24 protein-coding genes and 3 tRNA genes are annotated in these 25,518 nt (G+C 73.6%); 16 read left to right on the plus strand and 11 right to left on the minus strand.

The features are described from left to right. Positions 1–38: 38 nt before the first annotated feature. The 4 genes from V5D56_RS07230 (at position 39) to V5D56_RS07245 (ending at position 7,692) form a co-directional block, all read left to right on the plus strand. Positions 39–1,649 (plus strand): RNB domain-containing ribonuclease, encoded by a 1,611-nt coding sequence (locus V5D56_RS07230; RefSeq protein ID WP_435738372.1) that lies wholly within the window; start codon positions 39–41, stop codon positions 1,647–1,649. 71 nt (positions 1,650–1,720) lie between these two features. Beyond that, complete coding sequence (locus tag V5D56_RS07235) at positions 1,721–2,092, plus strand: sterol carrier family protein (protein ID WP_435738373.1); 372 nt, start codon at positions 1,721–1,723, stop codon at positions 2,090–2,092. A 273-nt stretch (positions 2,093–2,365) separates the two neighbouring features. Next, the gene (locus V5D56_RS07240) at positions 2,366–7,177 is read left to right on the plus strand and encodes an ExeM/NucH family extracellular endonuclease (protein ID WP_435738374.1); all 4,812 of its coding nucleotides are present in this window, start codon (positions 2,366–2,368) and stop codon (positions 7,175–7,177) included. Between the two features lie 104 nt (positions 7,178–7,281). After that, positions 7,282–7,692, plus strand: a complete 411-nt coding sequence (locus V5D56_RS07245; RefSeq protein ID WP_435738375.1) for a hypothetical protein — start codon at positions 7,282–7,284, stop codon at positions 7,690–7,692. Positions 7,693–7,710: 18 nt separating this feature from the next. Here V5D56_RS07245 and V5D56_RS07250 read toward each other — a convergent pair whose 3' ends face one another. Genes V5D56_RS07250 through V5D56_RS07270 form a run of 5 tightly spaced genes read right to left on the minus strand, consistent with a single transcriptional unit; the run spans position 7,711 to position 12,963 of the window. Next, positions 7,711–9,033, minus strand: coding sequence for a hypothetical protein (locus tag V5D56_RS07250; protein WP_435738376.1), 1,323 nt, complete (start codon positions 9,031–9,033; stop codon positions 7,711–7,713). 39 nt (positions 9,034–9,072) lie between these two features. Then, the gene (locus V5D56_RS07255) at positions 9,073–10,164 is read right to left on the minus strand and encodes a sulfate/molybdate ABC transporter ATP-binding protein (protein ID WP_435738377.1); all 1,092 of its coding nucleotides are present in this window, start codon (positions 10,162–10,164) and stop codon (positions 9,073–9,075) included. Then, entirely contained in the window at positions 10,161–11,018 is an 858-nt protein-coding gene (locus tag V5D56_RS07260) for a sulfate ABC transporter permease (protein ID WP_435738378.1), read from the minus strand. Before V5D56_RS07260 ends, V5D56_RS07255 begins: the two co-directional genes overlap by 4 nt. Beyond that, complete coding sequence (gene cysT, locus V5D56_RS07265) at positions 11,011–11,913, minus strand: sulfate ABC transporter permease subunit CysT (RefSeq protein WP_435738379.1); 903 nt, start codon at positions 11,911–11,913, stop codon at positions 11,011–11,013. Before cysT ends, V5D56_RS07260 begins: the two co-directional genes overlap by 8 nt. 3 nt (positions 11,914–11,916) lie before the next feature. Beyond that, positions 11,917–12,963: a sulfate ABC transporter substrate-binding protein gene (locus tag V5D56_RS07270; protein ID WP_435738380.1), complete on the minus strand. Its 1,047-nt coding sequence runs from the start codon at positions 12,961–12,963 to the stop codon at positions 11,917–11,919. A 232-nt stretch (positions 12,964–13,195) separates the two neighbouring features. On the opposite strand from V5D56_RS07270, the gene purF reads away from it, so the two are divergent. Further along, entirely contained in the window at positions 13,196–14,743 is a 1,548-nt protein-coding gene (gene purF / locus V5D56_RS07275) for an amidophosphoribosyltransferase (protein ID WP_435738381.1), read from the plus strand. Between the two features lie 44 nt (positions 14,744–14,787). Continuing rightward, a complete protein-coding gene (purM, locus tag V5D56_RS07280) occupies positions 14,788–15,927 on the plus strand; it encodes a phosphoribosylformylglycinamidine cyclo-ligase (RefSeq protein ID WP_435738382.1) in 1,140 nt (379 codons plus the stop codon). Between the two features lie 183 nt (positions 15,928–16,110). Here purM and V5D56_RS07285 read toward each other — a convergent pair whose 3' ends face one another. Continuing rightward, a complete protein-coding gene (locus V5D56_RS07285) occupies positions 16,111–16,320 on the minus strand; it encodes a DUF3073 domain-containing protein (protein WP_435738972.1) in 210 nt (69 codons plus the stop codon). A gap of 397 nt (positions 16,321–16,717) precedes the next feature. On the opposite strand from V5D56_RS07285, the gene V5D56_RS07290 reads away from it, so the two are divergent. Next, on the plus strand, positions 16,718–16,930 hold the full coding sequence (locus tag V5D56_RS07290) for a BldC family transcriptional regulator (protein ID WP_251152510.1): 213 nt from the start codon (positions 16,718–16,720) through the stop codon (positions 16,928–16,930). Between the two features lie 131 nt (positions 16,931–17,061). Here the strand turns inward: V5D56_RS07290 and V5D56_RS07295 are convergent, their stop codons facing one another. From V5D56_RS07295 to V5D56_RS07315, 5 genes are all read right to left on the minus strand, one after another. After that, positions 17,062–17,361, minus strand: coding sequence for a DUF3618 domain-containing protein (locus V5D56_RS07295; protein ID WP_435738383.1), 300 nt, complete (start codon positions 17,359–17,361; stop codon positions 17,062–17,064). Beyond that, entirely contained in the window at positions 17,358–17,780 is a 423-nt protein-coding gene (locus V5D56_RS07300) for a phage holin family protein (RefSeq protein WP_435738384.1), read from the minus strand. Before V5D56_RS07300 ends, V5D56_RS07295 begins: the two co-directional genes overlap by 4 nt. Positions 17,781–17,946: 166 nt before the next feature. Next, positions 17,947–18,019, minus strand: a tRNA-Phe gene (locus tag V5D56_RS07305). 56 nt (positions 18,020–18,075) lie between these two features. After that, positions 18,076–18,149 (minus strand) — tRNA-Asp (locus V5D56_RS07310). A 129-nt stretch (positions 18,150–18,278) separates the two neighbouring features. Beyond that, positions 18,279–18,351 (minus strand) — tRNA-Glu (locus V5D56_RS07315). A 50-nt stretch (positions 18,352–18,401) separates the two neighbouring features. On the opposite strand from V5D56_RS07315, the gene V5D56_RS07320 reads away from it, so the two are divergent. The 9 genes from V5D56_RS07320 to V5D56_RS07360 all read left to right on the plus strand — a co-directional run bounded on the left by V5D56_RS07320 (position 18,402) and on the right by V5D56_RS07360 (position 25,420). Further along, positions 18,402–18,746, plus strand: coding sequence for a metallopeptidase family protein (locus V5D56_RS07320; RefSeq protein ID WP_251152662.1), 345 nt, complete (start codon positions 18,402–18,404; stop codon positions 18,744–18,746). A gap of 92 nt (positions 18,747–18,838) precedes the next feature. After that, positions 18,839–19,159, plus strand: a complete 321-nt coding sequence (locus V5D56_RS07325) for an ArsR/SmtB family transcription factor (protein WP_435738385.1) — start codon at positions 18,839–18,841, stop codon at positions 19,157–19,159. Next, complete coding sequence (locus tag V5D56_RS07330; RefSeq protein WP_435738386.1) at positions 19,156–20,082, plus strand: cation diffusion facilitator family transporter; 927 nt, start codon at positions 19,156–19,158, stop codon at positions 20,080–20,082. Before V5D56_RS07325 ends, V5D56_RS07330 begins: the two co-directional genes overlap by 4 nt. Positions 20,083–20,143: 61 nt before the next feature. Next, on the plus strand, positions 20,144–21,139 hold the full coding sequence (galE, locus tag V5D56_RS07335) for a UDP-glucose 4-epimerase GalE (RefSeq protein WP_435738387.1): 996 nt from the start codon (positions 20,144–20,146) through the stop codon (positions 21,137–21,139). A gap of 98 nt (positions 21,140–21,237) precedes the next feature. Then, positions 21,238–22,152: a phytoene/squalene synthase family protein gene (locus V5D56_RS07340; RefSeq protein ID WP_435738388.1), complete on the plus strand. Its 915-nt coding sequence runs from the start codon at positions 21,238–21,240 to the stop codon at positions 22,150–22,152. Further along, complete coding sequence (gene crtI / locus V5D56_RS07345) at positions 22,149–23,828, plus strand: phytoene desaturase family protein (RefSeq protein WP_435738389.1); 1,680 nt, start codon at positions 22,149–22,151, stop codon at positions 23,826–23,828. The genes V5D56_RS07340 and crtI overlap by 4 nt, the downstream gene beginning before the upstream one ends. 7 nt (positions 23,829–23,835) lie before the next feature. Continuing rightward, complete coding sequence (locus tag V5D56_RS07350; protein WP_435738390.1) at positions 23,836–24,192, plus strand: lycopene cyclase domain-containing protein; 357 nt, start codon at positions 23,836–23,838, stop codon at positions 24,190–24,192. Next, on the plus strand, positions 24,189–24,551 hold the full coding sequence (locus tag V5D56_RS07355; protein WP_435738391.1) for a lycopene cyclase domain-containing protein: 363 nt from the start codon (positions 24,189–24,191) through the stop codon (positions 24,549–24,551). Before V5D56_RS07350 ends, V5D56_RS07355 begins: the two co-directional genes overlap by 4 nt. Then, a complete protein-coding gene (locus tag V5D56_RS07360; RefSeq protein ID WP_435738392.1) occupies positions 24,548–25,420 on the plus strand; it encodes a prenyltransferase in 873 nt (290 codons plus the stop codon). The genes V5D56_RS07355 and V5D56_RS07360 overlap by 4 nt, the downstream gene beginning before the upstream one ends. The last annotated feature ends 98 nt before the right edge of the window (positions 25,421–25,518 follow it).

Genomic DNA, 25,518 nt, shown 5'->3' on the forward strand with positions numbered 1-25,518 from the left:
GCGCGGCGCGGTCCGTCGCGGCTCGGTAGGGTCGTCCCGTGCCCAGCCCCCAGGTCCGCCTCGCTCCTGCCCCCGACGCCACCCGGGACGTCCGGGCGGCGCTCGCCACGCTCCGGCGCGAGATGGAGATCCCCGACGCCTTCGGGCCGGAGGTCGTCACCGAGGCCGAGGCGGCGGCGCGCGCGGCGACCGACGGCGCCGGTGGTCCTGGCTCCGACGGCCGGGTCGACCTGCGTGACCTGCCGTTCCTGACGATCGACCCGCCCGGTTCGATGGACCTGGACCAGGCGTTGTTCCTCGAGCCGGCGGGTCCGGCCGCGGAGGGAAGCGCGGCGTACGTCGTGCACTACGCGATCGCGGACGTCGGGTCCTTCGTGGAGCCGGGTGGCGCGATCGACACCGAGGCGCACCAGCGAGGGAGCACGTTCTACGCCCCCGACGCGCGCACGCCGCTGCACCCGGCCGCGCTCTCGGAGGGCGCGGCGAGCCTGCTGCCCGGTGAGGACAGGCGTGCGGCGGCCTGGCGCATCGTGCTCGACGCCGCGGGGGAGATCGTCGACGCGACCGTCCGCCGCGCGGTCGTCCGCTCGCGCGCCCGGCTCACGTACGAGGAGGCGCAGGCACGCGTCGACGCGCTGCCGCCGGTGGCGAGGACCGGGGAGAACGCTGCAGGTGCGGTCGCCTCGAACGGCTCGGAAGGCTCGGACGAGACCGCCGGGACGCTCGCGCTGCTGCGCGTGGTCGGCGAGCTGCGGCTGGCGCGCGAGCGCGCCCGCGGCGGCGTCTCCCTCGAGGTCCCGGAGCAGGAGATCGTCGCGCACGACGACGGGTCGTTCGGCCTCGTCTTCCGCGCGACCCTCCCGGCCGAGGGGTGGAACGCGCAGATCTCTCTGCTGACCGGGATCGCGGCGGCGCGGATCATGCGTGCGGGGGGCGTCGGGGTCTTCCGCGCGCTGCCCGACGCCGACCCGCGCGACGTCGCGCGCCTGCGCCGCACCGCCGGCGCCCTCGGCATCGACTGGCCGCGCGACGTCGAGTACGGCGACCTGGTCCCCACGCTCGACTCCGCGCAGCCGCGCCACGCGGCGTTCCTCACCGAGGCCACGAGCCTGTTCCGCGGGGCGTCGTACGAGGCGTTCGGCGGCACGGGCCAGGAACCGGGCGTGCCCGACGACGCTGCGCACGCCGCGATCGCCGCCGAGTACGCCCACGTCACCGCCCCGCTGCGCCGCCTCGTCGACCGGTACGGCACCGAGGTCTGCCTCGCGCTGTGCGCGGGCGACCCCGTCCCGCGCTGGGTGCTCGACGCGCTGCCCGGGCTGCCGCGCACGATGGCGCGGACCGGTCAGCGGGCGAGCGCCTACGACCGGGCCATCGTCGACGTCGTCGAGGCGGCGCTGCTCGCCGGACGGGTCGGCGAGGTGTTCGACGGCGTCGTCGTCGACGTCGAGGACGACCGCGAGCGAGGGCGCCGGCTCGAGCGCAAGGGCGGCGGGGACGCCGCGCCCCGGCGGGGCCAGGTCGTGCTCGCCGACCCGGCGGTGCGCGCCCCGGTGGAGGGCACCGACCTCCCGCTCGGCGACCCCGTGCGCGTGGCGCTGCGCGAGGCGTCGGTCGCCGACCGCCGCGTGCTCTTCACGTCGCCCTGACCGCGTCGCGTCCCGTCTCGGACGGTCCGGCGCGGCACGCCGGTGGGGTGAGCGGTGCCTAGGCTGGTCCCATGCCTGCCCGACGCCGCACCGATCCCGCCGTCGGCCGTCTCGCCCTCGCGGCGTGGCGCGACGGGCACGCCGAGCGCCGGGACGTGACGACCGCGGTGCGGTTCACGCTCGAGGAGCTGGCCGACGTCGCGCCGGGCCACGCCGTCGAGGTGCGGGTCCCGCCCGCGGGGGCTGTCCAGGCGGTCGAGGGGCCGCGCCACACGCGCGGTACCCCGCCCAACGTCGTCGAGACCGACCCCGAGACCTGGCTGGGCCTCGCGACGGGCGAGCTCACGTGGGCCGACGCCGTCGCCGCGGGCCGGGTCCGCGCGTCGGGCGAGCGGTCCGACATCTCGTGGCTCCTCCCGCTCCAGGCGGCGCGGAGGCGCTGAGCCACCATGACCGGGTGTTACCACTGAGTAACGTTCCGGGTCCTGCTCTGGCCACGGGCGAGCCGGAGGGCTAGCGTCCGGTGGATGATCGGCCACCGCTCGCGGGGCCGACGCGGCACGACGACGTGCGGTGTCGTTCTCACGGTGGTGATCCGGCAGCAACCGTCCGTTCATCCGCGTGCGCTGCGATGACCCTGGCGTCAGGGGCGTCGCGTCCGCGCCCTGCACGGACGGGTCGTTCCGGGGCCGTCCGCACGAGATGAAGGAGTCAGCGTGTCCCACCACCACCTCCCGCCGCAGCGCGGGAACCGACGGGGAAAGGTGGTGGCAGCGACGCTGAGCGCGGCGCTCGCCGTCCCCCTGTCGGCGACCGCCGCCACCGCGGCGGGCTCCCTGCCGACCGCCGTCGACGGGTCCGGCCTCGTCATCAACGAGGCGTACCTGAGCGGCGGCAGCACCAACGCGCCCTACACGAACAAGTTCGTCGAGCTGTACAACCCCACCGACGCGGCGATCGACGTGTCGGGCATGTCGCTGCAGTACCGCTCCGCGACCGGCACGGGCACGTTCACGGGCGTGACCCCGTTGTCCGGCAGCGTCGAGCCCGGCGGCTACTACCTCGTCCAGGGCGGCTCGAACGGCTCCAACGGCGCCGCGCTGCCGACCCCGGACGCGACCGGCGGGCTCAACCCGTCGGGCACGACGGGCACGCTCGTCCTCGCGAGCTCGACGAGCGCGCTCGCCCTGCCCACCGGGAACGTCGCGGGCGCCGCGGGCGTCGTCGACCTCGTCGGGTACGGCGCCTCCCTGACCTTCGAGACCGCGGTCGGGCCGGCGCCGTCGGCGAACAACGTCCCCGCGTCCGTCAACCGCACGGGGTTCGTCGACACCGACGACAACAGCAAGGACTTCACGCTCTCGAGCACCGTCACGCCGCAGAACAGCGGCGACGACGGTGGCGGCCCTGACCCGGAGCCGGGCGAGGTCGTGCCGATCGCCGACATCCAGGGCACGGGGGCCACGAGCCCGCTCGTCGGACAGACCGTCACGACGCGCGGCGTCGTCACCGCGACGTACCCGACCGGCGGCTACGACGGCCTGTACCTCCAGACCGAGGGCACCGGCGGCGACCTGGGCGACGACCACGACGCGTCGGACGCGATCTTCGTGTACTCGAAGGCCGCGGCCGAGCAGCTTGAGGTCGGCGACCACGTCGAGGTCACCGGAACCGTCTCGGAGTACTTCACGCTCACGCAGGTCGCCCCCGCCGCCGGCGGCTGGTCCGTGCTCGACGAGCCCGCCGAGGCCGTGAAGGCCGCGGACGTCGCGTTCCCCGCGACGGACGCCGAGCGCGAGGCGCTCGAGGGCATGCTCGTCCAGCCCGCGGGCGACTACACGATCGCCGACAACTACGACACGAACTACTACGGGTCGTTCCTCCTCGCCGCCGGGACGGAGCCGTTCCTGCAGCCGACGTCGGCCGGTCGCCCCGGGTCCGCCGAGGCCCAGGCCGCGGTCGCGGACCGGGCGGCCCGCGGCGTCGTGCTCGACGACGGCGCGACGACCAACTTCAACGGGTCCGCCAACAAGAGCATCCCGCTCCCGTACCTCACGGGCGGGGCGCCGGCCCGCGTCGGCGCGGGCGTGACGTTCACGACGCCCGTGATCCTCGACTACCGCTTCGACGCCTGGACGTTCCAGCCGCTCACGCAGCTGCGCGCGGGCGACGGCGGCAACGCCGCCGAGGTCCAGCCGGCGACGTTCGAGAACACGCGCGAGGACGCGCCCGCCGAGGTCGGCGGGAACCTGAGCGTCGCGACGTTCAACGTGCTCAACTACTTCACGACCACGGGCGACGAGCTCACGGGCTGCACCTACTACACGGACCGTGCGGGCAACCCGATCACCGTCAACCGGGGCTGCGACGCCCGCGGCGCGGCGAACGACGAGAACCTCGAGCGGCAGCAGGCCAAGATCGTCGCGGCGATCGACGCCCTCGACGCCGACGTGGTCGCGCTCATGGAGATCGAGAACTCCGCGCCGTTCGGCAAGGACCGCGACCAGGCGCTGTCCGACCTGGTCGACGCCCTCAACACGGCGGCGGGCGCCGACGAGTGGGCGTTCGTCCCCTCGCCGGCGGCGCTGCCCGACGACGAGGACGTCATCCGCCTCGCCTACATCTACCAGGTGGACGCGGCCGAGCCGGTCGGCGCTTCGCAGATCCTGCTCGACGACCCGGCCTTCGTCAACGCGCGCGAGCCGCTCGCACAGGTGTTCCAGCCGGCCGAGGGTGCCGAGTCGGCCGAGGACGACGTCCTCGTCGTCGCGAACCACCTCAAGTCGAAGGGCTCGGGCGACCCGGTGCTCCCGGGCGACGAGGACTCGGGCGACGGGCAGGGCGCGTTCAACGCGTCGCGCGTCGCGCAGGCCACGGCGCTCGTCGGGTTCGCCGAGGACGTCGCGGCGGACGCGGGGACGGACAAGGTCCTCCTCGCGGGCGACTTCAACTCCTACTCGATGGAGGACCCGCTCGAGGTCCTCAAGGACGCGGGCTACGTCGACCTCGGCGAGACGACCGGTGAGCAGAGCTACCTCTTCGACGGCTACGTCGGGTCGCTCGACCACGTGTTCGCCTCGCCGGCCGCCGCCGACGTCGTGACGGGTACCGACATCTGGAACATCAACTCGGTCGAGGCCATCGCGAACGAGTACAGCCGCTACAACTACAACGCGTCGATCCTCTACGACACGACGCCGTTCCGGTCGTCCGACCACGACCCGGTCCTCGTCGGGATGGATCTCGGTGGCGACGCCGAGCCGGGCACGACGACGATCGACCTGCTCGCGATCAACGACTTCCACGGGCGCATCGAGCCGTACGTGACGAACCGGACCACGGGCGTCGTCACCAACAACACGCTGTCCTTCGCGGGCACGGTCGAGCAGCTGCGTGCCGAGAACCCCGACGGGACGGCCTTCGTCTCGGCGGGCGACAACATCGGTGCCTCGCTGTTCGCGTCGTCCTCGCAGGACGACCAGCCCACGATCGACGTGCTCAACGCGCTCGAGCTCGCCACCTCCGCGGTGGGCAACCACGAGTTCGACCGCGGCTTCGCGGACCTCACCGGTCGCGTCGCCGACGCGGCGAACTGGTCCTACCTCGGGGCGAACGTCTACGACAAGGGGACGCAGAACCCCGCCCTGCCCGAGTACGACGTCGTCGAGATCGACGGCGTGCAGGTCGGGTTCGTCGGCGTGGTCACCGAGGAGACGCCGTCGCTCGTCACCCCGGCGGGCATCGCGGACCTCGACTTCGGCGACCCGGTCGAGGCGCTGAACCGCGTGACCGCCCAGCTCCAGGACGGCGACGACGCGAACGGCGAGGCCGACGTCGTCGTGGCCCTCGTGCACGAGGGCGCCGGAGCCGGCACCCCCGACGGCTCGACGCTCGAGGAGGAGGTCGCTGCGGGCGGCGTCTTCGCCGACATCGTCAACGGCACGGACCCGCGCGTGGCCGCGTTCTTCACGGGCCACACGCACAAGCAGTACGCGTGGGAGGCGCCGGTCCCCGGCGTCGAGGGTGCGACGCGCCCGATCCTCCAGACGGGCAGCTACGGCGAGTTCGTCGGACGCATCACGCTCACCGTGGACACCGAGACGGGCGAGGTCGTCGACCACGCCGCGGTCAACGTGCCGCGGACGTCGACGCCGTGGGAGCAGCTCGTCCAGACCTACCCGCGCGTGCAGGCGGTCAAGGACGTTCTCGACCCGGCGCTGGCCGAGGCCGAGGTCATCGGCTCCCAGCCGGTCGGCGAGGTCACGGCCGACATCACGACGGCGTGGACCGGAGGCTCGTACGTCGACGGCGTCTACGTCGCGCCGCCGGTCACGAACCCGCCGACGGGCGCGCGCGACGACCGCGCCTCCGAGTCGACGCTGGGCAACCTCGTCGCCAACTCGCTCCGCGACACCCTCGCCGACCCGGCGCGCGGCGGCGCCGACTTCGGCGTCGTCAACCCGGGCGGCCTGCGCAGCGACCTGCTCGTGGGCGCGGACGGCGTCATCACGTACGCCGAGGCGAACGCGGTGCTGCCGTTCGTCAACAACCTGTGGACCGTGACCCTCACGGGCGAGCAGGTCGTGACGATGCTCGAGCAGCAGTGGCAGACGGACGCGAACGGCAACCGCCCGTCGCGCCCGTACCTGGCTCTCGGTCTGTCGGACAACGTCTCGTGGACGGCGAGCACCGCCGACCCGAACGCGGCCCCGGGGGACAACGTGCTGACCGTGACCATCGACGGCGAGCCGATCGACCCCGACGGCGAGTACCGAGTCGCGACGTTCTCGTTCCTCGCGACCGGCGGTGACAACTTCCGGGTGTTCACCGAGGGCACCGACCCGCGCGACTCCGGTCTCGTCGACCGCGACGCGTGGATCGCCTACCTCAGCGGCAACTCCCCGCTGTCGCCGTCGTTCGCGCGATCCCGGGTGGTCGTCGACGCGCTGCCCGGTCCGGTCACGGCGGGCGAGGACGTCAGCATCGCGCTGTCGCGTCTCGACCTGACCTCGCTCGGGTCGCCGCAGAACACGGAGGTCACGGGGTACCTCGTCCCGGCGGACGGCACGTTCGACCCGGAGAACCCGGGCGACGCCGTCGGGACGGCCACGCTGACCGACGGGGCGGCGACGTTCACGGCCACGGTTCCCGCCTCCACCGCGGAGGGCGCGTACGACCTGTGGGTCGTCGCGGCGCCGAGCGGCACGACCGCGCGGATCCCCGTGACGGTCGAGGCCGTGGCTCCGGCCGTCGTCCTCGAGAACGTCCAGGCCTCGGCACGCTGCCTCGGCCCGTTCGTCCACGTCGCCGTCCGGGCGACCAACGGCGAGGACGTCCCGGTCGAGGTCGTGGTCGCCACCCCGTACGGGTCGAAGCGGTTCCCGAGCCTCCAGCCGGGCAAGAACGCGTACCAGTCGTTCAACACCCGGGCCACGTCCGTCGCGGGCGGCACGGTGACCGTCACCGCCACGCTCGACGGCGTGACGCAGGAGTACGAGGTCCCGTTCGCGGGCCAGACGTGCGGCTGACGCGCTAGCGCTCCGATCCGCGACCCGGGTCCCGTCCGACGGGCCCGGGTCGCGGTGCGTCCGGCTCGGACAAGGCTCCCAGGCAGCGCGGGTAGGGTCGTCCCGTGAGTCACCAGCAGTCCTCCGCTCCCCGCGACGGGCCCGGCGACCGGCCCCACGGCGCGGCGTCCGACCCCCTGCCACCCGCCGAGAACCCGGCCGACGGCGCGGTCGACGTGCCCGCGGACGACCCGGCGCGCGTGCCCGCCGACGAGGTCCAGATCGAGGAGGTCGTCGACCCGACGACCGTGCGCCGTGCGCCGCGCTACCGCGCGTTCTTCACCGTGGGGATCGTCCTCGGCCTCGTGGTCGGGCTCGGGGTCGGTGGCGCGTGGCTGCAGTCCGACGCCGTGCGGGGCGTGTTCAAGCCCGGCGTCTACTTCTCCGTCATCCTCGTCACCTGCACGGCGCTCGGCGCCGCGGTCGCCGGCGTGTGGGCCGTGGTCGCCGACCGCCGGAGCCTGCGCCGCCGCTGACCTGCCGGGCTCGCGAGCTCAGGCGGGGTCGACGTCGCCGGGATGCCAGCGCTCGCGGACCGCGGCGCGGACGGCCGCAGACCGGGGCACGTCCCGGACCACGACGACGGCCGCCCCGACGGCCGTCACGAGAGCGGTGAGCGCGACGACCACCCACGGGACGCCGTCCGCCACGAGAGCCACACCCTCGCCCGCCGCTCCCGCCAGGAGCGACGGGGCGACGAGCCCGACGCCGACGAGCCACACGAGCGCGAGCGTCGCCGGCACCGTCCACGGCGCCAGGAGCTCCTCGACGACGTCGTCGGCGGGCGGCGTGGACGCGGTGGGGAAGCCGTCCGGTGAGCCCAGCGCGGCCAGCGCGTCGCGACGCCGGCGGTCCTGCCGCAGCCCCGGGCCCGCGAGCCACGCCGCGCCGAGGAGGAGCGCGCTACCGACCAGCACGGCGCCCGCACCGACGAGCACGTCGATCGCCGTCTCTCCGACCGGACCGTAGTACCTGTCCGGGCCGAACTTCTGCGGGTGACGCATGATCGTTCCCGCCATGAAGAGCACGAGTCCCGCCATGCCGGTGCCGCCGAGGACGGCCGCGGCGCGGCCGTTCCGCGCGGCGCGGCGACCACTCGGGCGTGACGTGGGCCCGGTGGCGAGCGCTGCTCGACGACGTTTCTCGGCCGCCTCGGCGAGGCGCGCCTCGTTCGGGCCCCAGGTCGACCGCACGGCCTCCTGGACGGCCGCCCAGCGTGCTCGGAGGCCCGGGACGATGCCCAGGGTCACGACCGACGTCGTCCCGACGATCGCGGAGACGACGATGGTCGGGAGGCGCGCGGTGTCGTCGTCGTCCATCGCGAACGGCGCGATCACGCCACCCGCGAGCATGGCGGACGCGAGGAACGTCCAGGCGAGGCCCGCGAGAGCTCCCGGAGGGTTCGACTCCCTGACGCGCCGCCGCGTCGACCGCGTCGGGACGTCGGTGCGCGGGCGGTCCGGACCGAGCAGCGCGGGGCCGAGAGCCAGCGTCGCCGCAGCGCGGAGCGGGACGTGCGCGAGCACCGCGGCGACGAGCACCAGGACCCACCACCCGATGGTGGTCCTCAGGATCTCCTCCGCCTCGTGTCGCGCGCCCACCACGAGCTCGCCCCCGGCGAGCGTCAGCCCGAGGAGGACGAGGAAGCCCAGGACCGTCCCCACGAGAAGGGCCGCGGACGCCGACGCGAGCCCGTCGAGCAGCGAGCGGCGCGCGTCCGGCACGACCTCGACGAACCGGTAGGCGTCGCGCTCGCGATGGTGCCGCGGACGCCGGTCGCGGCCCCCGGCGGGCCGGTCGGCGGGGGAAGGGCGCACGCCCGCAGGATAGGGGAGCGAGCGGTCGGTCCGTCCGGGTCAGCCGGCGACGGACGCGGGAGCGGACGCGACGACAGGGTCCGGGCCCACCTCGGCGGCCCGCGCCGGAGCGGCGGACGTCGGGGCGCCGTCGGCCGGCGCGAGGCGGACGGCGACGCCCGGCGCCAGACCCAGCGTCCGGGCCTCTGCCCGCGTCACGACGACGGACACCACCTCGTCCTCGGTCGTCACCTCGGCGCGCACCTCGAAGCCGACGCGGGTCGTCCGCGTCACGACCCCGGTGACGGCCTGGTCCGACGACGCGCGGTCCTCGGTCGCCGGCACGCCGCTCGGGCGAGCTGGCGCGTCCCCGGGCAGGGCGCCGTCGGGCAGCACCTCGACGTGGACGTCGTGCGGGCGCACGAGGATCCCGCCGAGCCGCGTGACCGGGCCGAGGAAGCTCATGACGAAGTCGTTCGCGGGGCGGTCGTAGAGGTCGTCGGGCGTGCCGACCTGCTCGATGCGACCCTCGTTGACGACGACGATCTCGTCCGCGACCTCCAGAGCCTCCTCCTGGTCGTGCGTGACGAACACGGTCGTGACGGGGATCTCGTCGTGGAGTCGGCGCAGCCAGTCGCGCAGCTCCTTGCGGACCTTGGCGTCGAGCGCGCCGAACGGCTCGTCGAGCAGCAGGACGCTCGGGCGGATCGCGAGCGCCCGGGCGAGCGCCATGCGCTGGCGCTGACCGCCGGAGAGCTGCGACGGCAGCCGGTGCGCGAAGGACTCGAGGTGGACGAGGCGCAGGAGCTCGTCGACGCGCTCGGCGGTCTCCGCCTTGGGGGTGCGGCGGATCTCCAGCCCGAAGGCGACGTTGCGCGCGACGCTCAGGTGCTTGAACGCGGCGTAGTGCTGGAAGACGAAGCCGACGTTGCGCCGTCGGGCGGGCAGGTTCGTCGCGTCCCGGCCCTCGATCTCGACCGTGCCGGAGTCCGGCTGCTCGAGGCCCGCGACGACGCGCAGGAGCGTCGACTTCCCCCCGCCGCTCGGGCCGAGGAGCGCGGTGAGGCGACCGGTCGGGACGGAGACGGAGACGTCGTCGAGCGCGACGAAGTCGCCGAAGGTCTTGCGGACGTTCCGGATCTCGATGCTCATGAGGCGGCCTTCGCAGGGTGGGTGGTGCGGGGGCGGGCGGGGGAGGCGACGGCGGACGGCGTGTCCGAGCGCAGGAAGGTGACGGCGACGATGCACGCGACCGACACGGACGCGAGGAGGAACGCGACCGCGTACGCGGTGCCCTGCTCGAAGTCCTGGTAGCGCTGCTCGACGAGGAGCGTGGACGTCTGGGTGCGGCCCTCGAAGTTGCCGGAGACCACCTTGACCGCGCCGAACTCGCCGAGCGCGCGGGCGAGCGTGAGCACGACGCCGTACACGACGGCCCACCTGATCGCCGGCAGCGTGATGCGGCGGAACGTCTGCCACCACGTGGCACCGAGGCTCGTCGCGGCGAGCTCCTCGTCGGTGCCGATCTCGGTGAGCACCGGCACGACCTCGCGGATCACGAGCGGGAGGCACACGAACGCCGTCGCCATGACGATGCCGGGCGGCGCGAAGACCACCTGGAACCCCGCGTCCTCCAGGGCCGGACCGAACAAGCCGTCCTGACCGTAGACGAGGATGAGCGAGAGGCCCACGACGATCGGAGAGACGGACAGCGGAAGGTCGAGCAGCGCGTTGAGCAGCGCCTTACCGGGGAAGTCGTAGCGGACGAGCAGGAGCGAGATCCCGACGCCGAAGAGCGTGTTGATCACGACGACCTGGACCGCGACCGACGCGGTGAGCTGGAGCGCGAAGACGACGCTCGGGTCCGACAGCGCGGTGCGCAGCGTCTCGAGGCCGTCGGCGAACGCGCCGCGCACCACGAGGGTCAGCGGCCAGCCCACGAGCATCACGAGGTAGACGACCACGACGGCACGCAGCGTGCGGCGCACCCAGGGGGAGCTATCCACGGCGGGCCACCTTCCTCTGGACGAGCTGGATCGTCGCGATGACGAGCAGCGACACGAGCAGGAGGACGGACGCGACGGCAGCGGCCTGCTCGGGCTGCCCGTTCTCGAGGTAGCTGAGGATGCGGACGGAGCCGACCTCGGTGCGCATCGGCAGGTTGCCCGAGAGCAGGACGAGCGCCCCGTACTCGCTGATCGCCCGCGCGAAGGACAGCGCCGCGCCCGCCGTGATCGCCGGGGCGAGCGCCGGGAGGATCACGCGCCGGAACGTCGTGGCGCGCGTCGCGCCGAGCGACGACGCGGCCTCCTCGACGTCGCGGTCCAGCTCCGCGAGGACGGGCTGCACGCTGCGGACGACGAACGGCAGGGTGACGAACAGGAACGCGAGGAAGACGGCAGCCCGGGTGTTCGCGACGTCGACCCCGAGCGGCCCGGACGGCCCGTACAGCGCGAGCAGCACGAGCCCGGCGACGATCGTCGGGAGGGCGAACGGGATGTCGATGAGCACCTCGAGGATCCGCTTGCCCGGGAAGGAGTCGCGCACGAGGACCCACGCGATGAGCGTGCCCATGACGACGTTCACGGCCGTGACGGCGAGCGCCTGCGACACGGTGAGCGTGAGCGCGGCGGCCGTCTGGGGCTGGGTGATCGCGGCGACGAACGCGGGCCAGCCACCCGCGGAGGTCTCGACGAGGACCGCGACGAGCGGCACGAGCGCGAGCGCGGAGAACCACAGGAGGGAGACGCCCAGCCCGAGGCCCGAGGCGGCCGTGAGCCGGTACGGGCCGTTGCGCGTCCGGCGGCGCGCACGGCCGCTCCGGCCGCTCCCACCGGGCGCGGCCGGGGCCGGGGGGCGCTCGCGCGCCGCCCGGCCCGGTCGTTCAGCGACGGTGGTCACGGGTCACTGCTTCCCGGTCTCGGTCTGGACCTTCGTCACGAGGCCCTCGTCGCCGAAGAACTTCGCGTTCGTCGCGTCCCAGCCGCCGAAGTCGTCCTCGATCGTGAGCAGGGACGGGACGGTGGGGAACGGGTCGCTCGGGTCGTTGGCCCCCTCGACCTCGCCCTCCACCTCGCCGACGAGCGGGCGGAAGCCCTTGCTCGCGAACGCCTGCTGCCCCTCGGGCGTGAGGACGAAGTCGAGGTAGCTCTGCGCCTTCGGGTCCGCGTCGATCGTGACGGCCGCCGGGTTCTCGATGAGCAGCGTCTGGTCGGGCACGACGTAGTCGAACGTCTCGCCGTTCTGGCGCGCGAGGATCGCCTCGTTCTCGTAGGAGAGCAGGACGTCGCCCGTCCCGGCGGTGAAGGTCGTGGTCGCGTCGCGGCCGCTGCCGGGCAGCGCCACGGCGTTGGTGAAGAACTGGCGCAGGTACTCGGTCGCGTCCTCCTCGCTCCCGCCGTTCGCGATGACGCTGCCCCAGCCGGCGAGGATGTTCCACCGGGCCGAGCCGGAGGAGCCCGGGTTCGGCGTGACGATCTCGACGCCCGGCTTCACGATGTCCTCCCAGCCCTGGATGTTCTTCGGGTTCCCCTCGCGCACGATGAGCACGACGACGGACTGGCTGACGATGCCCGCGTTCTCGCCCGCGTCCCAGTCCTCGGCGACGAGCCCCGCCTCGACGAGGCGCGTGACGTCGCCCTCGAGCGAGAAGTGGACGTAGTCGGCGTCCAGGCCCTCGGCGACGGCGCGGCTCTGGTCGCCCGAGGCGCCGTACGACGTCTCCCAGGTGACGCCCTGGCCGTCCTCCGTCTCGGCCCACAGCTCCTGGGCCGCGTCGTTGCCGGCCTTGGGCACGGCGAAGCCGACGAGCGAGAGCGTGGTGGGCTCCACCGACGTGTCACCGTCGCCGCCTCCTGATCCGTCGACGGCGGTCGGCGCGCAGGCGGTGAGGACCAGCGCGGTGGCCGCTACGGCGGCGGCGAGGGGGAACGTGGTCCGGTGGCGTCGCATCTGTCTCGTCCTTCGGTGGGGGCCCGGGGGCCGTCTCGCGCGGCAAACTGGACTGCCGCGATCGGGTAAGTCCAGATTGAAGCGGTGGATGACCACTCCGCGAAACCCCTGACTGACTGGTGAGACGACGTAACGCCTCGGTGAACGTCCTCGCACCGGTCCGCGGCCGGTTGCCGGTGCGGTCCCCGGGCCGTTCTCCGGTCGGGGCCGCGCCCGTGAGACACTGAGGTACGTGGCCCCCCGCGGAGATGGACTTCTCAACCACGACCTCATGCCCGGCGAGAAAGGCCCCCAGGACGCCTGCGGCGTCTTCGGAGTCTGGGCGCCCGGCGAGGAGGTCGCCAAGCTCGCCTACTTCGGCCTGTACGCCCTGCAGCACCGCGGGCAGGAGTCGGCCGGCATCGCGACGAGCAACGGCGAGCAGATCCTCGTCTACAAGGACATGGGACTCGTCTCCCAGGTGTTCGACGAGACGGCGCTCAACGCCCTGACGGGGCACATCGCCGTCGGGCACTGCCGCTACTCCACCACGGGCGGCGTCACGTGGGAGAACGCCCAGCCGACGCTCGGCGCGACCGCGTCCGGGACCGTCGCCCTCGGCCACAACGGCAACCTCACGAACTCGGCCGAGCTGGTCAACCTCGTCGCCGAGCGGTACGGGAGCCAGCGCCGCGGCGAGCTCGCGCGCGGCAACACGACGGACACCGCGCTCGTGACCGCCCTCTTCGCGGGCGACGCCGACCACACGCTCGAGGCCACCGCCCTCGAGGTCCTGCCCCGGCTGCGCGGCGCGTTCTCGCTCGTCTTCATGGACGAGCGCACGCTGTACGCCGCGCGCGACCCGCAGGGCGTGCGCCCGCTCGTCCTCGGCCGGCTCGAGCGTGGCTGGGTCGTCGCGAGCGAGACCCCGGCACTCGACATCGTCGGCGCGTCGTTCGTGCGCGAGGTCGAGCCGGGCGAGCTCATCGCGATCGACGCGGACGGCCTGCGCTCGCAGCGCTTCGCGCCCATCGAGCGCGCGGGCTGCGTGTTCGAGTACGTCTACCTCGCACGCCCCGACACGGCGATCAACGGCCGGTCGGTGCACGCCGCCCGGGTCGAGATGGGCCGGCAGCTCGCGCGCGAGCACGCCGTCGACGCCGACCTCGTCATCCCCGTCCCCGAGTCCGGGACCCCCGCCGCGGTCGGGTACGCCGCGGAGTCGGGCATCCCGTTCGGGCAGGGCCTCACGAAGAACGCCTACGTCGGCCGCACGTTCATCCAGCCGTCGGACACGCTGCGCCAGCTCGGGATCCGGCTCAAGCTCAACCCGCTGCGCGACGTCATCCGCGGCAAGCGGCTCGTCGTCGTCGACGACTCGATCGTGCGCGGCAACACCCAGCGCGCGCTCATCCGGATGCTCCGCGAGGCGGGCGCCGCCGAGGTGCACGTGCGGATCAGCTCGCCGCCCGTGAAGTGGCCGTGCTTCTACGGCATCGACTTCGCCTCGCGCGCCGAGCTCATCGCCAACGGGCTCTCGCCCCACGAGATCGGGCAGTCGCTCGGCGCCGACTCGCTCGGCTACATCTCGGCCGAGGGCATGATCGCCGCCACCGAGCAGCCCGCGTCGCAGCTCTGCACCGCGTGCTTCACCGGGAAGTACCCGATCGAGCTGCCGCCGGACGACCAGCTCGGCAAGCACCTCCTCGAGCAGGCCGAGCTGCCGCTCGGCGCCCCCGAGGACGGCCTGCGGTCGCTCTCCGTGACCGCCGGCGGCGCCGGGGCGCTCCAGCACCCCTGACCCGACCGCACCTCTCCCATCCCGTGACACCTGGAGCGACGACCGTGACTGCCGACGTGCCGCAGACCCCCGCCGGCCTGACCTACGCCGCCGCCGGCGTCGACACCGAGGCGGGTGACAAGGCCGTCGAGCTCATGAAGGACGCGGTCCGTCGCACGCAGGGCCCGCAGGTCCTCGGGGGAGTGGGCGGCTTCGCCGGCCTCTACGACGCCGCCGAGCTGACCCGCTACCGCCGCCCGCTCCTCGCGACGTCCACCGACGGCGTCGGGACGAAGGTCGCTATCGCGCAGGCGATGGACGTCCACGACACCATCGGGTTCGACCTGGTGGGCATGGTCGTCGACGACATCGTCGTCGTCGGCGCGAAGCCGCTGTTCATGACGGACTACATCGCGTGCGGCAAGGTCGTGCCCGAGCGCATCGCCGGCATCGTCCGCGGCATCGCGGCGGCGTGCGAGGTCGCGGGCACCGCGCTCGTCGGCGGCGAGACCGCCGAGCACCCGGGGCTGCTCGAGCCGGACGAGTACGACGTCGCGGGCGCGGCGACGGGGGTCGTGGAGGCCGACGCGCTCCTGGGCCCCGACCGCGTCCGTGAGGGCGACGTGCTCATCGGGCTCGCGTCGTCGGGCCTGCACTCGAACGGCTACTCGCTCGTGCGCGCGGTGCTGCGGCACGCGGGCTGGGGGCTCGAGCGCCACGTGGACGAGCTCGGTCGGACGGTCGGCGAGGAGCTCCTCGAGCCCACGCGCGTGTACGCGAGCGACTGCCTCGCGCTCGCCGCAGACGACGCGGCGCAGGTGCACGCCTTCACGCACGTCACCGGCGGAGGCCTCGCGGCGAACCTCGCGCGCGTCCTGCCGGCCGGTCTCGTGGGGGTCGTGGACCGCGCGAGCTGGGACGTGCCGCCGGTCTTCCGGCTCGTGCGCGAGCTCGGTGGCGTCCCGCGCACCGACCTGGAGAGCACGCTCAACCTCGGCGTCGGCATGGTCGCGATCGTGGGCGCGGACGGCGCGGACGCCGCCCTCGCGCGCTGCGCGGCGCTCGGCCTGCCGGCGTGGGTGCTCGGCTCGGTCGAGTCGTTCGACCCCGCAGCCCCGGGCGCCGTCGCGGACGGCGACCTCGTCGCCGGGACGAAGGGCGTGCAGGCCGGGGCCGTCCGGCTCGTCGACGACTACCGGGCCTGAGTTCGTCGAGGGTCACGGTCGCCCGAGGGTCACGGTTGCCCGAGGGTCGCCGCCTCGACGGCGGCCCTCGGGTCCGGGCGCGACGACGGCGCCGCCATCTCGTCGGATGGCGGCGCCGTCGTACGTGAAGATCGCACCTGCGGGCGGGGCCCCGTCGCCGCGAGAGGAGACGGAGCGACGACGTCAGCGGTCGTCGGACCAGCCGTTGTATCGCTGATCGTAGCTGTCGAGATCGTCGGACGACTCGGCGCCGAAGCGGGAGTCCGTCGCGACATCCGTATGGCTGTGACCGGTGAGCTCCTGCTCGAGAGCCCTGTAGTTCGTCTCGGGGCTGTAGTACTTCAGCTCCCGAGCGACCTTGGTCTGCTTTGCCTTCTGACGGCCGCGGCCCATGGCTCCGACCCCCTCAACGTAGAAGCGGGGCGGCACCGTGCTCAGACGTGCGGCCCCGGGGTGTAGTTTCGTCTGTTCAGAGTCCAACGGTACACGCTCGGGGCCTATTCCAGCCACTCAGGAGAGGCGTCGAGATCGTGACGTGCGGACCGTCACAACCTCTCCACGAGCCCGGCGGTGCCACCGGTCGGCACGTCGGCCCGCGCCCCGGGGCTCAGGGTGCTCGTAAGGCGCAGGAGCGACTGTCCGACCCTTCCGACCATAGGGTTCCTAATTCACCCGTCCGTCAAGTCGCCCGAAATCCGCATCCTGCGACAATGGAGGGGAACTGGCGTCGTGCTGTCGTCGTGATCCGGGGCATCAGCCGGACCAGCGCGTTCCAGGAGGAGGTGCCGTGATGTCCATGCATGGAGAGTCCGAGGTTCTGCTCACGCCCGCCGAGGTCGCCAGCCTCTTCCGGGTCGACCCCAAGACCGTGACCCGCTGGGCGAAGGCGGGCAAGCTCTCGTCGATCCGCACCCTGGGCGGCCATCGCCGCTACCGCGAGTCCGAGGTGCGCGCGCTGCTCGGCGCCGCCAGCGAGCCGGCCGACGGCGCCGACAAGGGCTGACCGAGCGCTGGGCGGCTGATCGAGCGCTGGGCGGACCCACGTCCGCGCCAGTCCCGGTGCGGCGTGGTCGCCCCGACGCGTGACGGCCTCGGCGGTGCGGCCGCCTCGGTGGCGCGACGACGCGCGACGGCCTAGGAGCGCCTGCGGAGGATCGCCGCGACGACGAGCGCGGCCCCAGCGACCGCGGCACCCAGGAGCAGCTTCACGTTGCGCGACCGGTCGGGATCCTCCTCGGGGAGCCCGCCCCCCGTGAGGAAGGCGCCGGTGTCGGACGCCGCCTGCTTCGCCTGCTGCGCCACGTGCGAGGCCTGGACGCGCGGGTCGAGCCGCGTCGTGAGCTCGTCGATCGTCCCGGCGAGCTCGGCGCGGGTGCGCGCGATCTCGTCCTCGATCTGGGACTGGGACGGAGCGGGTGCCTTGTCGGCGCTCACGAGCGGACCCCCTTCTTGATGGTCTCGACGTCTTCCTTGATGCTGTCGACCGCGGCGGTCGGGGTGGGCGGCACGCCGCGCTGCAGCTGCTTGACCCCGACGAAGGCGAGGCCTCCGGCGACGAGCACGAGGACCAGGCCGACGATCAGCGCGGCCAGCCACGTCGGCATGACGGTGGCCAGGCCCTCCATGCCCGCGGCGAAGAGGAAGCCGAGACCGTAGAGCACGAGCACCGCGCCGACGACGAGCATCCCGATGCCCACGCCGGCGTGCATCGCCTTGTCCTTGAGCTCGGTCTTGGCGAGCGCGATCTCGGATCGCACGAGCCTCGTCGCCTGCTCGGAGAGGCGCTCGACGAGCTGCCCGACCGTCGGCTTCTGCTCCTCGGGCGGGATGCGCCCGTCGACCCAGTCGCTCATGTCTCCGCCCTTCGCCGTGATCCCTGTCCCACTCAACCGGCAGCGGTGACGGTCCGCAACTTCCGAGCCGCCTGCGGGGTGCGCGTCGGCATGCCTGTGACGTGCCGAGACGCGCCGGAGGACGAGAAAGCCCCCGCCGATGTCTCCCCGGCGGGGGCTTCGTGAGTGGCTCCGACCGGCGTCGATCCGGTGACCTTTCGATTTTCAGTCGAACGCTCTACCAACTGAGCTACAGAGCCTTGATGCGAGAGAACCCGGGCGGCCGATGTCGACCGGCCCGGGCTCTCGCCTCGCGCGACCCTGACGGGACTTGAACCCGCGACCTCCGCCGTGACAGGGCGGCGCGCTAACCAACTGCGCTACAGGGCCTTGCTGTGATGCTGAAAGTTCTCCGCTTCCCGCTGTTCGGCGGGCTGCTTTCGAACCGAGAGGATCGTACCGTACCGATGAGCCGATCCGTAAATCCGCTGGTGACCACCGGTCCTGCACCATCCTGCGTACCCCCAACGGGATTCGAACCCGTGCTACCGCCGTGAAAGGGCGGGGTCCTAGGCCGCTAGACGATGGGGGCTCGTGGACGTCGGCCAGTGTACAGCGGGGGAGGATGGTCCCGTGGTGGAGATGACGCTCGAGGAGTTCGAGGACGCGGTGCGCGACGGCCTGGACCTCGTGCCCCCGGATCTCGCGGCCCAGATGGACAACGTGGTCGTGCTCGTGGAGGACGACGCACCGGCGGACGACCCCGAGCTGCTCGGCCTGTACGAGGGCGTGCCGCTCACGGAACGGGGCGAGATGTGGGCCGCCGGGTCGTTGCCCGACCGCATCACCGTCTACCGCAACCCCACGCTCGCGATCTGCGAGACCCGCGACGAGGTGGTCGAGGAGGTGGCGATCACCGTGGTCCACGAGATCGCCCACCACTTCGGGATCGACGACGACCGCCTGCACGAGCTCGGCTGGGGGTAGATGTCCGCCGGGCTTCCTCGACAGAGGGCGTCGACGGGCGTCGCGTTCCCACGGGCCTGGTATTCATCGGCAGCAGGCGATAACATCGTCATATGGCGATGAATAACGGGTCGCACGACCACGAGGCCGTGGCGCGGCTCCTGCACGCGCTGGCCGAGCCCAACCGTCTCGCGCTCGTCCACCTGCTCACCGGAGCGGAGCGCCGCGTCGTCGACCTCACGCGCGAGCTCGGTCTCGCCCAGTCCACCGTCTCGGCCCACCTGACGATGCTGCGTGACGCCGGGGTCGTCGCCGTCCGGCGTGAGGGCCGCTCGTCCTGGTACCGCCTGCTGCGACCCGAGGTGGCGCACCTGCTCGCCGACGCCGAGCACGTCGCGCTCGCGCCGCGCTCGCGCGCGGAGGAGGCGTCGTGAGCGGCCACGGGGGTCACGGGCACGGTGGGCACGGCACCGCGACCGGCGCGCACCGCCGGCGCCTCGCCGTCGTGCTGGCGATCACGCTGGCCGTGATGGCCGGCGAGGTCGTCGGTGCGCTCGTCTCCGGCTCCCTGGCGCTGCTCGCGGACGCGGGCCACATGCTCACGGACGCCTCGGGGATCGCGATCGCCCTCGTGGCGAGCTGGCTCGCCGCCCGCCCGGCGACGTCGCGGCGCACGTTCGGCTGGCAGCGCGCGGAGATCTTGGCCGCGCTCGCGAACGCCCTGATCCTCGGGTTCGTGGCCGTCACGGTGATCGTCGAGGGCGTCGGGCGCGTGCGCGCGCCCGAGCCGGACATCCGGGCGGGCGTCATGATCGTCGTCGCGCTCGTGGGACTCGCCGCCAACGCCGTCGGGCTGCGGCTGCTCCACGCCGGCCAGGCCGAGAGCCTCAACGTCCGCGGGGCGTACCTCGAGGTGCTGGGGGACCTGCTCGGCTCCGTCGCCGTCGTCGCCGCGGGTGTCGCCGTCGCGGCGGGCTTCCCCCGCGCCGACGGGATCGCGTCGGTCGCGATCGGCCTCATGATCCTGCCCCGCGCCGTCCTGCTGCTGCGCGACGTCGCGCACGTCCTGCTCGAGGCGACGCCCCCGGGCGTCGACCTCGCCGCGGTCCGCGAGCACATGGAAGGCGTCCCCGGTGTCGTCGGCGTGCACGACCTGCACGCCTGGACCATCACCTCGGGAGTCCCGGTCATGTCCGCGCACGTCGAGGTCGAGGCGGCGCGCCTCGCCCGCGGCGAGGGGACGGACGTCCTGCAGCGGCTCAGGACGTGCCTGAGCGGCCACTTCGACGTCGACCACTGCACGTTCCAGATCGAGCCGCCGGACATGCGGAGCACGGAGCCGTCCGCGCACCACTGAGGTCCGCGCGTGCGGCCGGACCGCCCCGACGGGCCGCGCGGCCCGCCGTTAGGCTGGCCGCATGACGATTCTGGTGACCGGCGGAGCGGGGTACATCGGCGCGCACGTGGTGCGGCTGCTGCAGGACAAGGGCGAGAAGGTCGTCGTGGTCGACGACCTGAGCACCGGCCGGGCCGACCGGATCGGCGACGCGGAGCTCGTCCAGGTCGACGTCGCGGCGCCCGAGGCGGTCGACGTGCTGACCCGCGCCCTCACCGAGCACGACGTGCGCGCCGTCATCCACTTCGCGGCCCGCAAGCAGGTCGGCGAGTCGGTCGAGAAGCCCGCGTGGTACTACCAGCAGAACGTCGGCGGCTTCACGAACCTCGTGACCGCGATGCAGGCGGCCGGGGTCGACCGGCTCGTCTTCTCGTCGTCCGCGGCGACGTACGGCATGCCGTCGGTGTCGATGGTCGAGGAGAAGCTGCACGCGGAGCCCATCAACCCCTACGGCGAGACGAAGCTCGTCGGCGAGTGGCTCGGCCGCGCGGCCGGTCGCGCGTGGGGCCTGCGGTTCGTCGCGCTGCGCTACTTCAACGTCGCGGGCTCGGGCTGGCCCGAGCTCGGTGACCCCGCGGTCCTCAACCTCGTCCCGATGGTCCTCGACCGGCTGGAGCGCGGCGAGCGGCCCAAGATCTTCGGCGACGACTACCCCACGCCGGACGGCACGTGCCTGCGCGACTACATCCACGTGCTCGACCTCGCGCACGCGCACCTCGCGTCGCTCGACTACCTCGACGCCGACGAGCGTCCGTTCGACGTGTTCAACGTCGGCACGGGCGAGGGGTCGTCCGTGCGGGAGGTCATCGACGAGATCGGCCGCGTGAGCGGGCTCGACGTGACGCCCGACATCGAGCCGCGCCGTGCGGGCGACCCGCCGCAGCTCGTCGGCGACCCGCGCCGGATCAACGAGGTGCTGGGCTGGCGCGCGTCGCAGGGGCTGCCGGAGATCATCTCCTCGGCGTGGGAGGCCTGGCAGGCGGGCCCCCGCAAGATCGAGGTGCCCGCCGACGTGTGAGCCGAGCCGCCCCGTGGGAGGATGCATTCCTCAGCATGCTGAGGAATGCCGTGGACGTGCGCCACGAGCTTCCTCGACGATCCGGACGGGGTGATGGCGTGGGCGCCGAGCACGACCTGTACGACCGCACGGCAGCACGCACCAGCAGGATCGTGCTGTCGTCGTACTCGACATCGTTCGGGCTCGGCGCCCGGCTGCTCGACCGGCAGACGCGCCGCGGCATCGACGCCGTCTACGGGCTCGTGCGCATCGCCGACGAGGTCGTGGACACGCGGCGCGGCGCGGGCGCGGCGGAGCTCCTCGACGAGCTCCAGGCCGAGACGACGCGAGCGCTGGTGTCCGGGTGGTCGACGAACCTCGTCGTGCACTCCTTCGCCCGCACGGCGCGCCGCTGCGGGATCGGGCACCACGAGGTCGACCCGTTCTTCGCGTCGATGCGCACCGACCTCACCGTCCGGGTGCACGACCGGGAGAGCTACGAGCGGTACGTCTACGGCTCGGCGGAGGTCGTCGGGCTGATGTGCCTCGCGGTGTTCCTCAACGCCCACCGCGGCTCCGGGGAGCCGCTGGTCGTCCCCGACGAGACGGCCGTCCGCGGCGCCCGCGCGCTCGGCGCGGCGTTCCAGAAGATCAACTTCCTGCGCGACCTGCGCACCGACTACGCCGACCTCGGACGCCGCTATCTCCCGGGCGTCGTCCCCGACCGTCTCCGCCGGCGCGACGTCGAGGCGTTCTGCGCCGAGGTCGAGGCCGATCTCGCGGACGCCCGTGCGGCGCTGCCGGGACTTCCCGTGCGCGCCCGCGTCGCCGTCGCCGCGACGCTCGCCGTCTACGACCGGCTCCTCGCGCGGCTGTGCGCGACCCCGCCCGAGGAGATCCTGCGCGCGCGGGTCCGTGTCGCGGACCCCGTGAAGATCGCGCTCGCGGCGCGCGCCGCGAGCACGCAGCTCCTCGGTCAGGTCGCGACGCAGCGGACCAGGACCCCCGCGGCGCGCGTACGGGCGGCCGTGTGAGGGCGCCGCGCGTCGCGGTCGTCGGCGGCGGTATCGCGGGTCTCGCGACGGCCGCCCTGCTCGCGCGCGGCGGGGCGCGCGTCACGCTGCTCGAACGGCACGACACGGTCGGAGGTCGCGCGGGCACGCTCGAGCTCGACGGGTTCCGGTTCGACACCGGGCCGTCGTGGTACTTCATGCCGGAGGTGTTCGAGCACTTCTTCGCGCTGCTGGGCGAGCGCGTGGAGGACCACGTCGACCTCGTGCCCCTCGACCCGGCGTACCGGGTCTTCTTCGAGCCGGGCGCCGAGGGCGCGGCGTCGGGCGGCGCGGACGCCACGACCCTCGAGGTCACGCGGGACCGCGCCGCGACCCTCGCCGCGTTCGACGCGCTCGAGCCCGGCGCGGGCGAGCGGATGGGTGCCTATGCCGACGACGCCTCCGAGGCGTACCGGCTCGCCCTCGACCACTTCCTCTACACGACGTTCGAGCGACCGGACCGCGCCCTGTCGCCCGACGTCCTGCGGCGGCTGCCGCGGCTCGCGCGCCTGCTCGGGCGCACCCTCGCCGACCACGCCGCCAGCACGGTCGACGACGCGCGGCTGCGCCAGGTTCTCGGGTACCACGCGGTCTTCCTCGGGTCCTCGCCGTACCGGGCCCCGGCGCTCTACTCGCTCATGAGCCACCTCGACCTCGTGGACGGCGTGCTGTACCCGCGCGGCGGGATGTACACCGTCATCGAGGCGATCGAGAGGCTCGCGCGCGCCGAGGGCGTCGACATCCGCACGGGCGTGGAGGTCGAGGCGATCGAGGTCGAGCCCGGTGCCCGACGCCGCGGGCGCGCCACCGGCGTCCGGCTCGCCACGGGCGAGGTGGTCCCCGCCGACGTCGTCGTGAGCGCCGCGGACCTGCACCACACCGAGACCCGGCTGCTTGACCCGCGCTGGTCGACGCGGCCCGAGGCGTGGTGGGACGACCACGGGCCGGGGGTCTCGGCGCTGCTCGTCCTCGCCGGGGTGCGCGGCGAGCTGCCCGAGCTCGCGCACCACTCCCTGTTCTTCACGCGGGACTGGCCCCGGAACTTCGAGGCGATCCTCGGCACGGACGCGGGGAGCGCCGTCAACGGCCTGCGCGTGCCCGAGCCGGCGTCCCTCTACGTGTCGCGCACGACCGCGACGGACGGGCCGTCGTCGGGCGGCCCGGCCGCGCCGCCCGGGCACGAGAACCTCTTCGTGCTCGTCCCGTTCCCCGCGGACCCCGCGCTCGGCGCCGACGCCCCGTCGCAACGGGCGCTCGAGGGGCTCGCCGACCGCTACCTCGCCCAGGTCGGCGCGTGGGCGGGGATCGACGACCTGCCCGGCCGCGTCGTGACCCGGCGCGTCCTCGGGCCCGCGCACTTCGCGACCGAGCTGTCGGCGTGGCGCGGCGGCGCGCTCGGCATGGAGCACACCTTGCGCCAGTCCGCGCTGTGGCGGCCCGGGGTGGTGTCGCCGCGCGTCGACGGGCTCTACCACGCAGGAGGTGGCACGATCCCGGGCGTGGGACTGCCGATGTGCCTCATCAGCGCCGAGCTGGTCGCCAAGCGGCTGCTCGGGGAGACGTCGGCGCGCCCGCTGCCGGCGCCGCTGCGGGCCGGCTTCCTCGACGCGAGCCGGCGGCCCGAGCGCCTGGGCGCGCCCGTCGCGGTGCGGCGGTGACGCGGGGGTGACCGGACTGGCCTACCTCGGCGCGCTCGCCGTGTCGATCGGCGGCATGGCCGTGATCGACCACCGGTTCCGCCTCGCCTTCTGGCACGACGCGCGCCGCGCCGCGCTCACCGTCGGGCTGGGCGTCGTCGGCTTCCTCCTGTGGGACGTCGCCGGGCTCGTGCTCGGCATCTTCGCGCGCGGCGAGAGCCCGTGGATGACGGGCATCCTGCTCGCGCCGGACCTCCCGATCGAGGAGGTCTTCTTCCTCACGCTGCTCTGCTACGTCGCGCTCGTCGTGTGGCGGCTGCTCGAGCAGGTGCTGCGGTGGCGGACACCGGCCGACGAGGCCGCACCACGAGGCGGTGGCGCATGACGAACATCGTGCTCAACGCGATCGTGCTGGTCGTGCTCGTCGCGGTGTCGTGGCGCGTGCTGCGCCGCCTGCGGCCCGCGCCGCTCGCCCTCACGGTGCTCGTGCTGTGCGTGCTCACGCTCGTGTTCGACACGCTGATGATCGCCGCCGACCTGTACGTCTACGACCCGGACAAGATCCTCGGTGTGTACCTGTGGGGCGCGCCGCTCGAGGACTTCGCCTACGCGGTCGCCGCCGCGCTCGGCATACCGGTGCTGTGGACGGTGCTGGGCCGTCGTCGTGCCGCCGGTCCGGACGGAACCTCCGAACCGGACGGCACCCCCGGTCCGGACGGCACCGCCGGAGGGGACGCGTCGTGAAGGAGGTGCTCGCGGCGTCGCGACCGTTCTCGTGGATCAACACCGCCTACCCCTTCGCCGCCGGGTACCTCGTCGCGACGGGCGGGCGCGTCGACGTCGCGCTCGTCGTCGGCACGCTGTACTTCCTCGGCCCGTACAACCTGCTCATGTACGGCGTGAACGACGTCTTCGACTACGAGAGCGACCTGCGGAACCCGCGCAAGGGCGGGATCGAGGGCGCGCTCGCGGACCCGGCGACGGCGCGTGCGACGCACCGGCGCATCCTGTGGGCGTGCGCGCTGACCAACGTCCCGCTCGTCGTGTGGCTCCTCGCGCTCGGCGACGTGGCCGCGGGCCTCGTGCTCGCGCTCGTGGTGTTCCTGGTGGTGGCCTACTCGGCACCCGTGCTGCGGTTCAAGGAGCGGCCGTTCCTCGACTCGGCGACGTCGTCGATGCACTTCGTCGGGCCGCTGCTCTACGCGCTCGTGCTCGTCGGCGCCGACCTCGGGTCGCGCACCGTGTGGCCCGTGCTCGTGGGGTTCTTCCTCTGGGGGGCGGCGTCGCACGCCTTCGGCGCCGTGCAGGACGTGAAGGCCGACCGGGAGGCGGGGATCGGCTCGGTGGCGACGGTCGTCGGGGCGCACGCGACGGTGCTCGGGGCGGCCGGGGCCTACGCCGCCGCGGCCGTCGTCCTCGCCCTCCTGCCGTGGCCAGGAGCGCTCGCGGCGCTGCTGCCCCTCCCGTACGTCGCCAACGTGCTGCGCTTCCGCGCCGTGCGCGATGCCGACTGCGAGCGCGCCAACGCCGGGTGGCGCACGTTCCTGTGGCTCAACCTGGTGACGGGCTTCCTCGTGACGATGCTCCTCATCGCGGACGCGCTCGCCGCGTAGCGCCGCACGCCGCGCTGGCCCCGTAGCGCGGCGACGCCCGGTCCCCGGGACGACGACACCCCGCGACCGGAACGGTCGCGGGGTGACGTGGATCGGCG

It is taken from the genome of Cellulosimicrobium sp. PMB13, assembly GCF_051294865.1.
Lineage (GTDB): Bacteria > Actinomycetota > Actinomycetes > Actinomycetales > Cellulomonadaceae > Cellulosimicrobium.

Coding starts and splice junctions, on each gene's coding strand:
- V5D56_RS07235 (WP_435738373.1), top strand. CDS start 1,721: ATGCCTGCCCGACGCCGCACCGATCCCGCCGTCGGCCGTCTCGCCCTC.
- V5D56_RS07255 (WP_435738377.1), bottom strand. CDS start 10,164: ATGAGCATCGAGATCCGGAACGTCCGCAAGACCTTCGGCGACTTCGTC.
- V5D56_RS07270 (WP_435738380.1), bottom strand. CDS start 12,963: ATGCGACGCCACCGGACCACGTTCCCCCTCGCCGCCGCCGTAGCGGCC.
- V5D56_RS07285 (WP_435738972.1), bottom strand. CDS start 16,320: ATGGGCCGCGGCCGTCAGAAGGCAAAGCAGACCAAGGTCGCTCGGGAG.
- V5D56_RS07290 (WP_251152510.1), top strand. CDS start 16,718: ATGTCCATGCATGGAGAGTCCGAGGTTCTGCTCACGCCCGCCGAGGTC.
- V5D56_RS07300 (WP_435738384.1), bottom strand. CDS start 17,780: ATGAGCGACTGGGTCGACGGGCGCATCCCGCCCGAGGAGCAGAAGCCG.
- V5D56_RS07320 (WP_251152662.1), top strand. CDS start 18,402: ATGACGCTCGAGGAGTTCGAGGACGCGGTGCGCGACGGCCTGGACCTC.
- V5D56_RS07325 (WP_435738385.1), top strand. CDS start 18,839: ATGGCGATGAATAACGGGTCGCACGACCACGAGGCCGTGGCGCGGCTC.
- galE (WP_435738387.1), top strand. CDS start 20,144: ATGACGATTCTGGTGACCGGCGGAGCGGGGTACATCGGCGCGCACGTG.
- V5D56_RS07355 (WP_435738391.1), top strand. CDS start 24,189: ATGACGAACATCGTGCTCAACGCGATCGTGCTGGTCGTGCTCGTCGCG.